The organism is Chitinophaga ginsengisegetis, assembly GCF_900168065.1.
In the GTDB taxonomy this organism is placed as follows: Bacteria; Bacteroidota; Bacteroidia; order Chitinophagales; family Chitinophagaceae; genus Chitinophaga; species Chitinophaga ginsengisegetis.
On record NZ_FUZZ01000001.1, the window covers coordinates 414,904 to 427,809 of the forward strand.

A 12,906-nucleotide genomic window follows, 5' to 3' on the forward strand; every position below is an offset into this window, starting at 1 on the left:
TTTTAAATACCTACTTTTAATGAAAAAGTGAATTGTTTCTGGATAGGCTGTGCCACACCACCAGCGTTGAAAAACTCGGGGTCCTGGCCCTGCAGTTTTTTATCTGCATAAATCAGCCAGGGATTAATGGCGGCGGCACTTACTGCTACATTGCTTATTCCTGCACGTTTGATAAGTTCACCCGGCAGCTGGTAGGTAAGCGAAACTGTTTTCAGGCGGATGAAATCTCCTTTTGCCACTCTTTCGGTGGAATAGTTATAATTATTGTAGGGGTGGGCGCCTCTCAGCAGGATCTGTTCAAAAGCATCCAGCATAGAAGGAACACCGGTTTTACTTTCATCTCCAGGCATTACCCAGCGGTCATAAAACTCTTTGGGCATCGCATCGAGATCTGAATAAGAAGTTTTAAAGGCAGGATACAAACGAATCTTGTTGCCAAACTGGTAAGTAAAAAATATGTTCAGTGATAAAGCTTTATAGCGGAATGTATTGGAAAACCCGCCCGTAACCGGTGGATCAACCGGACCTTCGTATACCAGGTGAGCTGTATTTAATGATTGCAGGTTCACATCGCCGCTGATAACGCCATCCTGGTTAATAAAGGATGGGGAGCCTGATTTAGGATCAAGACCAGTGTATTGCAGCGAGAAAAGACTATGTACCGGGTAGCCTTCGGTGTTACCACCTTCTGCTACTACCAGGTCGAAGATGCCGGGAATATTTTTTGCGTTGGTGATTTTATTGACGCTGTATCCAAGCGTAACATTGGATTTCCAGCCCCAAACTTTACTACGGACCACATCGCCGCCTATCATGACTTCCACTCCCCTTGAATCCATATCCGCATAGTTGGCGGCTTTAAACATTTCCCCGCCGATGCCGGAAGTTTTGATGCGGCTGATCAGGTCAAAGCTTTTGCGTGTGTAAGCATCTATACTAAAATTGAGGCGGCCGTTGAAAAGCCCGCCATCGATGCCGATGTTAGTGGTGTATAATTTCTCCCAGGTGAGTTCATCATTCTGCAGGTGCGACAGGCGGATCACCGACTCTACTTCTGTGAGATGTGGCCTGTTGGTATTAACGGTTTGGTATACGATGTTTGAATTGGTAGCAGGGCCCATGCTCGCGGTTAAGCCATAGCTGGCGCGCAGCGTGAGATAGTCCAGCTGGCGGATGTTAGCAGCGAAAGATTCCCGGTCTATATTCCAGGAACCGGCCACGCTCCAGGTGGGCAGCCATCTTGCCTTACGGGATTGACCGAGACGGTTGGAACCGTCGTAGCGGCCGGTAGCCGTAAAGTTATACTTGTTGTTATAGGCATAGGTGCCGGTAGCATAGAAGGCGGCGAAGCGATCATAGTCCCTGCTCATGCCGAAGTAAGGGAAATTGCTTTCAATGGTTTGTTTCAGGATGCGGTAGTCGGTGAAAGTGGCGCCGCCATTTTCATACTGGTAACCGTAGCCGGTATTGGAAGCGTTCTGGCGATCGGCATACTTTACCTGCTGACCTACCAGTACGTTGATATTATGTTTCTGCGCGAAGGTGTCGGAGTAGTTGAGGCCATTGCGGAAATCATAGTTCAGCAGCTGGTCTTCCGTGCGGTTATAGAAGCCTCCGGCCGGCAATACTATTACTGGTTGTGCGTCGGGATTTTCCGGATCGCGGTAAAGGAATTTGTTCCTTTCTGCGATGGTAGCATTACCGGCAGCGCGGTAAGCGTTGGCCATGTTGGCGTTCTCTGTGATCTGGTGTTCACGGGAAGATTTTACATACCTGATAGCACCGGTAAATTCGTAGCGGATGTTTTTGGTGAGTTTAAAAGACAGATCGCCCTGCAGGCGCAGATCCATCATGTTCAGATCGAGGTAATTATTTTCGAGTTCGTTGATGATATTGAAGGGAGCATAGTTTCTTCTGAAGTATTCCAATTGTCCATTTTGATCATAGGCAGTAAGTGTGCGGCTTGTATTCAGCGAGTAGCTGAATGGGTTAATATCGAAATCGCGGTCGTATTGTCCTTCTACAGGGTTACTGCTGCGGGTGAGGGCGCCGGGCGCTTTCTGACGGCGCACAGAGGCCAGTGAAGAGAATCCGGCGGATAACCTGTCGGAGAGTTTATAGGTGTTACGATAATTCAGTGTGTAGCGGGTTACTTTATCCGCGAGGGTCCAGCCGTTATCGCTATAAAAGCTGGTAGAGAAATAGGATTGTGATTTATCTGTACCGGAAGAAATGCTGAGGGAATGTTCCTGTACAAAGTTGTTGCGGAAGAGCAGTCCAAACCAGTCGGTGTTGGCTTTGGCATAGCGCAGCAAAAATTCCTTTCTGTGTTCGGGATCGTTTTCTACCGGGAAGTTGCCGTTTCCGTCTGCATCCAGTTTTTCATATAATTTACCGAATACGCCGATATCTCCCCGTGAAAGGATGTCGGAGTTGAGGATACCTTTTCTTTCCAGTTCTGCCAGTACCGACATTTGCTGGCCGGAGTTCATGATATTAAAGTTGTTGTAGTTTGGTTTCAGCTGTGTGCTGAAGTTGCCGCTGTAGTTAATAACGGGCTTGCCTGCACGACCTTTTTTAGTGGTGATCACCACAACGCCGTTCATAGCGCGGGCGCCATATAACGCCGCTGCTGCGGCATCTTTCAGGATGTCGAAGCTTTCGATATCGTTGGAGTTGAGGCCGGCTACTGCGGAACCCAGCAAGGTGGTGGGGTCCCCGCTGGAGAGCTGGTCGTTGGAGATGTTTACCACGTCTTCCAGTACCACACCGTCTACCACCCATAATGGCTTGTTGTCGCCATTAATAGAAGTAGCGCCGCGGATGCGTACTTTGGGGGCGGTGCCGAAGGTACCGGATACGTTCTGAATGGCAACGCCGGCTACTTTTCCTTCCAGCATGCGGCTTACGTCTGTCATGCCATCAATTCTCACATCTTCTCCTTTCAGCCTGGTAGCGGCGCCGGAGAATTTTGTTTTATCGATGCTCTGGAAACCCGTTACCACTACTTCCTGGAGACGGGTAGGTTTTTCTTTCAGTACGATGGTAAGTGCGCCGCTTCTGAATTCTGCAACGCTGATTTCTTCTGTTTTATACCCGGTGAAATTAAATACGAGGATAGCATCGTTGGCGATCTTCTTCAGTTCAAATACGCCTTTATCGTTGGTGGTTACTCCGCGGGAGGTACCTTTGATAACGATGCTTACGCCGGGCAGGAGTTCTTTCTTTTCATTGGTCACCACTCCTTTTACATCTGTAATAGGAACATTGATCTTTAGCAGTGTATTCGTTACCGTTAGTGGATTCAGTTTCTTGCCACTATCGTGTTTAATCACTACGCGGTCGTACATCACGCTATAGGAAAGCGAGTAAGGAGTAAGTAGTTTATTAAGGAGGTCGCCTACTTTTTCGTTGTGAGCATTCACGCTTACCTTATTAACATCCAGTGCTTCATTGCCTACGTATACAAAGGATACCTCTGCGAGGCTGCCTATCTTTTCCAGTGCATCTTTTAAAATGACATTCTTTAATTCGATCGTAATTTTTTTATCGAGTGCGTCCTGCAAACCGTTGCCGGCACGGGCTTGCGTCACTGCCAGCAGGAGCAGTAAGCAATAGATGAATGATAGTTTTCTTCTGAACATAATTGTTTTTTATTGGTTTCTTTGGGCCATAGGTTCCCCGTTCCGGTTTTTGGACAAAACCGGGCAATAGAGGGCCTTCTGCATAAGCAGGGTATTTTTTACTCAACTATATCATGGCAATATGTTAGCCGGGCGGTAAGGGTATTACTTGTATCATGTACTGTTTAGTTTGGTTGAAAATAGTTCTACGGTTTATTTACGGTAAGTATTGGCAATAGGCAGCCCTGTGATCAATTTTTGTGATCACTTAGTTAACTAACCAGCATGAAGTTCTTTCAGGCTAAAGGCCACCAGGATAGTATACCAGACTTTAATCTTTCTCCTTCTTAAATTTTGGTTCAGCTTTGTTGATAGCAGTTTCTCATTTTGAATATATAGTTTGGTTAACGATATAGCGGTCGTTATTTATTACCTACAGTTCCCACCAACGATGATATATCCTTTATTGATATTATCTTTTTTGACTCTGGCATCTAATGAAAAAGCAATTAATGCAAGTGCTTTCTCTAAATCGTCCACTGTGTTAAAAGATCCGTAGAACCTGCACTGTGCCGATTTTTGGTCGGTTATTACCGGCACGTTATAATATCGCTGCAGGTCTGTTGCCACTTTGGACAAAGGATCTCCCCTATAAATGAATTTGCCGCTCATTTTCTGGGCAAAGAATATTGCATCTTCTGTTCCATCCTGTAACAGCAAGTCTTGCGAGGCCGGGTTATATACCGCGCTTTTGTTGGCTGTTAATACCAGTTGGCCATTTTTATGCGGTTTGCCTTCACGGGTGTTCACCTGTACCATTCCTGATACCACTACTACCCTGGCGGCGTTGCCTTCGTGTACTTCCATGTTAAAGGAGGTACCCAGTACGGTAGTGTTGATCAGCGAAGAGGAGATGATAAAAGGATGTTTCGCATCATGGTTGATTTCAAAGAAAGCTTCTCCTTTTAATATTACTTCACGATTTTTTTTATCAAATACTTCCGGGTAGGTGATACTGGAGCCTTTCTCGAGGTGTACCACTGAACCGTCGGGTAATTTCACGGTTTGCCGTTCTGATGTGGTGGCAAATACCTTTTGTTTTACGCGGTCGTGGAGCAACATATACCAGGCGGCTCCTGCCAGCAGTAATACAGCGGCTGCCGCTGCGGCTTTGTGTTTGAACAACCGGAAAATACCTTTGAAAGAACTATCTGTAACGCCTATACGCTGGTGAATGTTATTCAACATCCTGTCCGACAGGCGTTTATCTAATATATGCTTTGCCGTTAGGAGGTCGGCCTCAAAATATTCGGCGGCTACTGTTTCCAGTTCGGAAAAATCATTGGCATCGAGGTATTCTACCATCCACTCCTGCTCTGTGGCAGTCCATTGATCTTTACTTAACAGCTGTTTGAGATATTCCTTTCTGTTGGGCACTAGCGTGATGGTTTAATCTAAATACGCGCAGTTAATAAAAAAGGGTGGGTTCTTTTTGAACTTTTTTTGAAAAAACAAAATATTAATTAAAAGATAATATGAAATAGGTTCGTTTATTTATGAATCATGGTAGTTCAGGAACAGCATCAGGAGCACAATATACTTACGGTCGCCGTTACGTTGCATATAGTCGTTTAGCTTGATCATGGCGGCAGACAGGTGTTCTTTTACAGTATTACGGGAGATGTTCAGTTCATTGGCTACTTCTTCATAGGTTTTACCTTCCAGTTTACATCTTGTTACTATTGTTCTTTTTTTAGGAGATAGTTTTGAAATCGCCTGTTCCAGCAAATGATATTGTTCTTCGTCGATGTTTTTACGCTCGATGGCTACCGCATCATCGGCGTCGGTTTGGAAGATGTTTTTGTGGAAAGCCTGTTCACGCAACTTTTTCCTTACAAAGGATACACACATATTAAAACTGATAACAAACAACCAACCACTTACAGACTGGTCTGGTTCGATATCCTGTCGCTTTTCCCACAGGCGTGCGAAAACATCCTGGAGAATATCTTCTGTAACCACATCATCTTTCACAAACTTGAAAATATTCCGGTATACGGCCCCGTGATACTTCCAATACAAACTATCAAAGGCGCTTACTTCGTGGTTTTGTAACCGCACTACTAATTCAGCATCTGGTATATTCATATCTCTTCTTTTATATAAATCATATCGTGGAATACAATTTATATGGCTAGAAAAAAGCCAGGTCTCCCAAAGGCAATGGCCATCTATTTTGCTGCATAAATTAGTAACAAATATTATTATTTTATAAATAAATTCGTATTAGCTATAATTATAAATTATTACACACCGGTAAAGAGCTGGGAAAACGTTTGCTGGTATTGATTTTACAGCCTTATGGGAAAGATGGGAATAGAATTTTCTGGTACAGGTAGCTTCTGTATGAAGTGAAAACAGGGCGATAATTACTAATATGTTGGGGTTATGAAGGCTGGTTCATCTCATAGTGTTTCCACTCCCACTGCAACAGGGATACAATAATGGGCACCAATGCCACTCCTTTTGGAGTAAGGCTGTATTCTACACGTCCAGGCGTATCCGTGAATGTTTCACGAACAATAATCTCATCTGCTTCCAGCTCTTTCAGACATTTTGCAAACACCTTTGCAGAAATATCCCCTACAATAGCATGTAGTTGTCCGAAGCGGATTTTACGCTTGCGTAAGGCATAAATAATGATGGGTTTCCACCGGGAGCCGATTATTGATTTTGACCGTTTATTCGGGCAATCACTGTATTTACTGAACGTCTTTTGTTTCATTTGTACTTACCTTATGGTTACTGGTATTGATCCTAAGCCGCTGTAAAATTAAGCATTTGGTTGTTGCTTTGCGTAAAAGATATACTCAATGAATTACGCATCGTTTTTTACACCGTTTCAATACAAAGGTTTGCACCTGAAAAATCGTTTTGTGATGGCGCCCATGACACGCATGGCGTCGCCGGATGGCATTCCCACCCAGGCAGTAGCTGACTATTACGCCCGCCGCGCCGCCGGCGAAGTAGGACTGATCCTCACCGAAGGAACCGTGATCGACCGCCCGGCATCGAAGAATGAAAAAGACATTCCCAATTTTTATGGCGCAGCCGCACTGGCAGCATGGAAAAATGTAGTAGAGCACGTACATGCACAACATGGCGTTATTGCGCCACAGATATGGCATACCGGCGACGCCCCCGGCATGACGGGATGGATGCCGCCCGCGCCCAAAGAAAATCCTTCTACCATGTCGGTCAGCGATATCGAAGCCACCATCGCCGCATTTGCCAGCGCCGCCAAATCGGCCCAGGAAGCCGGATTCGATGCCATAGAGCTTCACGGCGCGCATGCCTACCTCATCGATGAATTCTTCTGGGACAAAACCAACCCACGCACCGACGACTACGGCGGCAAAACCATCAAAGAAAGAAGCCGCTTTGCAACCGCCATCATAAAAGCCATAAGAGCCGCCGCAGGCCCCGACCTCGTGATCATCCTGCGCGTATCACAATGGAAAGCCACCGACTATAACGCAAAACTGGTGCACAACCCAAAAGAAATGGAAGACTGGATCATTCCACTGGCAGAAGCAGGCGTAGACATCTTCCACGCCTCACAAAGAAGATACTGGGAACCAGAGTTTGAAGGCTCCGATCTCAATTTAGCCGGCTGGATTAAAAAAGTAAGCGGTCAGCCTACCATCACCGTTGGCTCCGTGGGCCTTGCCGGTGATGTAATGGGCGCTTTTTCCGGTGAGGGTTCAGAAGTGGTTACGGATATGCGTGAACTGGAGCGCCGCTTTCAACGGGGCGATTTTGACCTGGTAGCGGTGGGGAGATCTATTTTGCAGGATCCTAACTGGGTGAAGAAAGTGAAGGAGGAACAGTTTGATCAGCTGATGGCGTTTGATGCGGCGAGCATGGGGAGGGTGTATTGAGGGGGGCTGCAGATATAGAACATAAGAAAGCGTTCGTTGCATACATGAGAAAAACCGGGTCAATGACCGGTTTTTCTCATGTATGCAACGAACATCCTCATTTAATAGTAAATAAAATCTCTTAAATACAACTTTTATTCGATTCCAAACATGCCGCGGCGTTATTAAATTTGCGCCATGTTTAATTCCTGTACCTGGCGCCGGCCCCGAAACGCCGGACACTTTGTTCCCGTAACAATAACCCTGCTGTTAGCCCTGCTTATGCAAACAGCTTTTTTAAACGCCCAATCTAATAACAGGGCAAATTACCAACTGCTTTGGCGTATTGATGGACCCGGCCTGCAGGCTCCCTCTTACCTGTTTGGCACCATGCACCTTACTGATAGGCGCGTATTTGAGTTTAGCGACTCCGTGCTTACAGCATTACGCAACACTTCAGCTTTTGCCATGGAGGTGGATATGGATTCAATGATGACATACATGTTGTCTCCCGGAGGTCCCTTACAGGATACTGTTAACCATATGCGGCACTTACTGAACACTGAGGAGTACCACTATGTAGACAGCCTGGTAAAAGATAAAACCGGCTCTTCCCTTGATCAACTGAAATTAAAGCGTTTGTGGTTCATCGAAAAACTGCTCGTCGATGAAGAGGAAGAACTTAATAAAAATGCAGCTCCTGGCCAAAAGCCGGAAAACATATTCCTGGATGGCTGGTTGCATCAGAAAGCCACCAGGCTTAATAAACCGGTGCATAGCCTCGAAAAGATCCAGAACCAGCTAGGCGTTATGAGCGCGAACGTTTCGGAAGCGCAAAAAGAAATATTCCTGTGGAGCATTGGTTACCAGCTTGCCGGTCAGGGTGATGCGCAAGACCGAACCGACCGGCTCGAAGCACGGGTAAGCCATCTCAATGAACTCGCAGACCTCTATTATGAAGGCGATCTCCGGAAGATATCAACACTTGTGGATGGTTGGAAAGACGCTGAGGATGGACCCAGCCTGGAAGTCCGGAACAAGGAAATGGTGACCAACCTTGTTTCAATGCTTAACAAAAGTAGCGTTTTCGCCGCTGTAGGCGTAGCCCATTTACCTGGTGAAAAAGGTATGTTATCGTTACTTCGGGAAAATGGATATACTGTTTCTCCGGTAAGTGCCAAATTTACTGGCGAAACACGCCGCCAACGACAACAGCTGGACAGCCTGAAAGGATATTCACTGAACAGGATTGCAAATGGCTACAGCGTCGTATTGCCTGGTGTTCCTGTAGTATATCCTTTACCGGGTGTAAATGGTAAAATGTTCCTCGGAGGCAATGAAATAGAAGCCGGGATTGCCTTTTCGATGGATATTCCTCAACTGGCAACTGACCGTCGTCAATTGGTGCAGTCCATGATCGCCAACATGGCAGCACAGGATAATGCTGTATTGCAAAAATCCTATCCTATCACATACCGCAACATATCAGGTACAGAGGCAGTCTTATTACAAAAGGACGTACCTTTTTATATACGTGTCTTTATCATCAGCAACAGGGCGTTTCTATTTATGCACAGTTCCCAGAAAGCTGACAGCAGTGATAGAAAAGACTTTTTCCGGTCTGTGCGTTTCTATGATATTGTGCGGCCTGAAACGGTATATGATACGTTATATCAACCAAAGCTTGGTTTCTCTATGCTTCTGCCATCGGAGCACAATCATATCCACGTGGGTATGAAGGAAGGTATGCGCCCCGAAGAAGTATATTCTGCATTAGATAACGCCCATAAAATCTCTTATGTATTGCGTATAGAAAAAATGCAACGGGGTTATTATAATATTGATGATAAACAGGTGCTGGAATACCTCCGTGCATCAATACTCCGGCAAGACAGCACATTACAACTGACCGACTCTGTTTTAACGGAAAAAGACGGTTTCCCCCAATACCAGCTTACTTATCGGCATAACAATAGCTTTGTTTCCCGTTTACACTATATTCCCCGTGGCAATCTTGCCTATTGCCTGATGACAACTTATGATACCGCTCATACAGATCGCAGCTACTGGCAACGTTACCTCCAGGCTTTTCACATACTTCCATTACAGTCACAAGCCCCGGTCATAGCCTTTGTACCTGCAGATAGCAGTTTTATAATAACCGGACCGGACAAGTTTACCAGTGGACCTCTCGAACGTCAATATGGATCATCTCTTGTTGATGTTAATTATTATACGTCTATGGATAGTGCTTCTCATTCAATGTATATAATAGAAACAGAAAAATATTCCCCTTACTATCATAACGAACCTGACAGCCTCCTGAAAACGTATATGTTTAACATAGACACGACCTTTATTATAACCGGCAGTCGAAAGTACTCCCAGGATGGTTTGTCTATATATGAGGCTGATCTGAAACACCGGAATACCGGCTTACGGTTTTACCGGAAAGCAGTGGTTGCCGGACATAGCATTTACCGGTTATCAGCCATTGTCCCAGAAGAACTGGCAGGCACCGGGTATGCACAGCAATATTTTTCTTCTTTTCATCCCAGCCGGACAGATACTCTGCAGCTTCAGCAGAAAAAGCTCTCCAGACTGTTGATGGATCTACAAAGTGCCGATACTTCAATATTCAATAAGGCCAACGCTTACCTGAAACACCTTCACCCCGACAGCTCGGATACCGGACCTATTATAGGTGCGCTAGACAAGCCTTTCCCGGCCGATACCGGTATCAGTAACGCTAAAGTCCAGTTGTTGCTTTCACTGGAAAATGCAACCAGCGACGCCGTGGTGCATGCAGCCGAGAAATTATTCGTTACCACAGAGAGTGTTCCGCAACGTAAAAATATACTACGCTTCCTGACCAGTATTTCTTCGGATTCCGCCATTCTGACCTTTCTGCGTTTGGCGCCGGAACTACCGGTTGGCACTTCGTTTCCCCGGAATATTTTTGCTTTCTCATTCAGGGAGGACAGTCTATATCAGCAATACCTCCCCGCCATGATTAATACTGCCAGCCGTTCGGAGAGCTTTCTGTATGCCTTTACTGCGTATACCAGCGACGATTCTATATGGCGTTCTCCTCAGCTCACACAATATAAACTCGACCGTCTCCTACCCGGTGTGACACAACTTTTTAAACAACAATTAAAACAATGGAAGAACCGGCAACCAGATTCAGACAGCAGCTGGTATTGGCAAAACGACTTACTGCGTACAGGCCGGATACTAGCACTACCAGGCATGCCTTCTTCCGCTGTTGAAAGCATCCGTGAGCTACTGGCAGATACTACCATGTCGCTGCGTGCCCTGGGAGCACGTGGGTTAATAAGCCAGGGCATCAAGGTAAACGATAATATCCTTCGCAAAATTCTCACGGATCATAGCGAAGCATATCCATTCATTCAGGCATTAGAGCAACAAAAACAGTTGTCGCATATCCGTCACCTGCTTACCCAGGAGCTTGTAGGACGCAGCTACGTATCCTATTACCTCAGCGACGACTATAACGTAACAGCTATCGAGCAGGTGTCCCGCGTGAAGGCACACCCCACCGTGTCAATGATATTGTACCGTTTCAAAACAGATGAAAGTGAAGACTGGGAATATGTTTTGAACGGCCCACACCCGACGGATCCTGCTAAGATCAATTTTGAGCCGCAGCTAATGCATTGGATTGAAGGGAAAAGTACCGTCGGGAATAAAGCAAAACTCAATGCTGAGGCAGTGAAAGCTTATAAAGAGTATTTGGAAGAGGATTGAGGCGTTTTATATTGCATTAAAACGGGATAGCCTGGTCAATGACCAGGCTATTTTATTTCAGCATGCAACGATTTTGAAATTACCTTTTAAAGCTCAGTGGGCGGCGACTCTTGTGTGATTATGGAAGATCAGGTTCTGCTTAACCGGCTAATGGTACTTTTTAAATTGAATTGTGTATTTATGATAAACAATTACTTTATGAAATTCTACATAATGGAGCTACAGTTCATCTTATTGAGCCTGTAAATGAGATCTCGAAAGAACGATTTGATGAATTGAAACGCTTGTTGAGCGGCAAATAATCTGGTTTCACTATTTCAATGCAAATCTAAATTCTGCAATTAGTTAAGTTGTTCAAACCAAAGACTAGAAAAGTATACGCAGATCTGTATGTACTCCTGCAAACCTCTTCTCAAAAAGTATAGAAGTTCACAGGAGGTACACCTTTCTTTCAAAAAATACTATTTCTTCTCCAACAACCCGGCAATCCTATTATACAACTCCACTCCCTTCAATCCCCGCGCAATCACTCTTCCCTGTTCATCAAGCAGGAAATTATCAGGGATGCCCTGTATACCAAAAAACTGCGCTACCGGTTCGTCCCATTTTTTTAACCCGGAAACATGATGCCAGGGCATACCGTCCTTTATGATAGCGGCTTTCCAGCGATCAGCATTATCATCCAGTGATACGCTGATGATATCAAATCCTTTTTCATGAAACGCATTGAATGCCTTTACCACATTAGGGTTTTCCGCCCGGCAGGGCGCACACCAGCTGGCCCAGAAATCTACCAGCGTTACTTTGGCGTGTTGCACCACTTCTTTAAGATGTACTTCTTTACGCGCGGTATCCAGCGACGTAAAGGAAGGCATCACTACGCCGGTCAGCGTTTTCTTCGCTGTTTCAAGGCGACTGGCAAAATCTTTTCCCAATGGCGTTTGTTTTAAGGAAGGCGACAGCTTTTCAAAGAGCGGGGCGGTTTTCTGAAACTGCATGGTGTTACCGGCTATAACATTCAACGCCTCCAGCGACATAAACGAAGCAGGATGCGTTTTAATAAACCGGATACGTATTGCTTCCATAGAATCCAGTCCGGTATAGTATTCCTTTTCCAGCGCAGCAAAAGCGGGCGTTTTGCGTTGTTCCGGGGTGCTCTTAACGGCTTCCATTTTAAGGGCCAACAGCCGTTTGGAAGTAACAGCTATAGCCTTTTCCAGTTCCTGATAATCTGCATTTACTTTACCTGAAGTGATGATGCTGTGGCGAAGGGAATCCTTTGCGTGCAGCCGGATGTTACCTTCTTCGAGATAAAAGCGGTAGTTATCACGGATCTCCGTTGGCTTGATTGGTTTATGCAGGGCAATGTAGGATAACACCGGTTGACTGATACTTCCTTTGAACTCAAAGTGTCCGTCTGTGGCAACCGTGGAATCTGTTACCTGTTTGTTATCCCGCAGATAATAGATAAATACGGAGTCTTTTCCTCTCCATTCTTCCACTGTTCCTTTCAGGTGGAAGTTTTGTTGCTGGGCCATTGCAAAGCCCGGAAGTAATATAAAAATGCTGAGAATATTTTTCATGAGATGTTT

The 12,906-nt window shown here is 45.4% G+C and carries 7 protein-coding genes; 2 read left to right on the forward strand and 5 right to left on the reverse strand.

Features of this window, described 5'->3' with window-relative positions:
- Positions 1–2: 2 nt before the first annotated feature.
- The 4 genes from B5Z18_RS01535 to B5Z18_RS01550 form a co-directional block, all read right to left on the reverse strand.
- Positions 3–3,644, reverse strand: a complete 3,642-nt coding sequence (locus B5Z18_RS01535; protein WP_079467653.1) for a SusC/RagA family TonB-linked outer membrane protein — start codon at positions 3,642–3,644, stop codon at positions 3–5.
- A 408-nt stretch (positions 3,645–4,052) separates the two neighbouring features.
- The gene (locus B5Z18_RS01540) at positions 4,053–5,060 is read right to left on the reverse strand and encodes a FecR family protein (protein ID WP_079467654.1); all 1,008 of its coding nucleotides are present in this window, start codon (positions 5,058–5,060) and stop codon (positions 4,053–4,055) included.
- Between the two features lie 117 nt (positions 5,061–5,177).
- On the reverse strand, positions 5,178–5,771 hold the full coding sequence (locus B5Z18_RS01545; RefSeq protein ID WP_079467655.1) for an RNA polymerase sigma factor: 594 nt from the start codon (positions 5,769–5,771) through the stop codon (positions 5,178–5,180).
- A gap of 298 nt (positions 5,772–6,069) precedes the next feature.
- Positions 6,070–6,408: a winged helix-turn-helix transcriptional regulator gene (locus tag B5Z18_RS01550; RefSeq protein ID WP_079467656.1), complete on the reverse strand. Its 339-nt coding sequence runs from the start codon at positions 6,406–6,408 to the stop codon at positions 6,070–6,072.
- An 88-nt stretch (positions 6,409–6,496) separates the two neighbouring features.
- Between B5Z18_RS01550 and B5Z18_RS01555 the strand changes: the two genes are divergently transcribed.
- Both B5Z18_RS01555 and B5Z18_RS01560 read left to right on the forward strand, forming a co-directional pair.
- Positions 6,497–7,564 carry an oxidoreductase gene (locus tag B5Z18_RS01555; RefSeq protein ID WP_079467657.1) on the forward strand — a complete coding sequence of 356 codons (1,068 nt, stop codon included), beginning with the start codon at positions 6,497–6,499 and terminating at the stop codon, positions 7,562–7,564.
- A gap of 261 nt (positions 7,565–7,825) precedes the next feature.
- On the forward strand, positions 7,826–11,314 hold the full coding sequence (locus B5Z18_RS01560; RefSeq protein WP_159454145.1) for a TraB/GumN family protein: 3,489 nt from the start codon (positions 7,826–7,828) through the stop codon (positions 11,312–11,314).
- A gap of 461 nt (positions 11,315–11,775) precedes the next feature.
- Here B5Z18_RS01560 and B5Z18_RS01565 read toward each other — a convergent pair whose 3' ends face one another.
- Positions 11,776–12,897 (reverse strand): TlpA disulfide reductase family protein, encoded by a 1,122-nt coding sequence (locus B5Z18_RS01565; protein ID WP_159454146.1) that lies wholly within the window; start codon positions 12,895–12,897, stop codon positions 11,776–11,778.
- Positions 12,898–12,906: the final 9 nt, after the last annotated feature.

What these genes read in the sequence shown, in the direction of transcription:
- B5Z18_RS01560 (WP_159454145.1), top strand. Translation starts at nt 7,826, where the DNA reads ATGCAAACAGCTTTTTTAAACGCCCAATCTAATAACAGGGCAAATTAC.
- B5Z18_RS01565 (WP_159454146.1), bottom strand. Translation starts at nt 12,897, where the DNA reads ATGAAAAATATTCTCAGCATTTTTATATTACTTCCGGGCTTTGCAATG.
- B5Z18_RS01550 (WP_079467656.1), bottom strand. Translation starts at nt 6,408, where the DNA reads ATGAAACAAAAGACGTTCAGTAAATACAGTGATTGCCCGAATAAACGG.
- B5Z18_RS01535 (WP_079467653.1), bottom strand. Translation starts at nt 3,644, where the DNA reads ATGTTCAGAAGAAAACTATCATTCATCTATTGCTTACTGCTCCTGCTG.
- B5Z18_RS01545 (WP_079467655.1), bottom strand. Translation starts at nt 5,771, where the DNA reads ATGAATATACCAGATGCTGAATTAGTAGTGCGGTTACAAAACCACGAA.
- B5Z18_RS01555 (WP_079467657.1), top strand. Translation starts at nt 6,497, where the DNA reads ATGAATTACGCATCGTTTTTTACACCGTTTCAATACAAAGGTTTGCAC.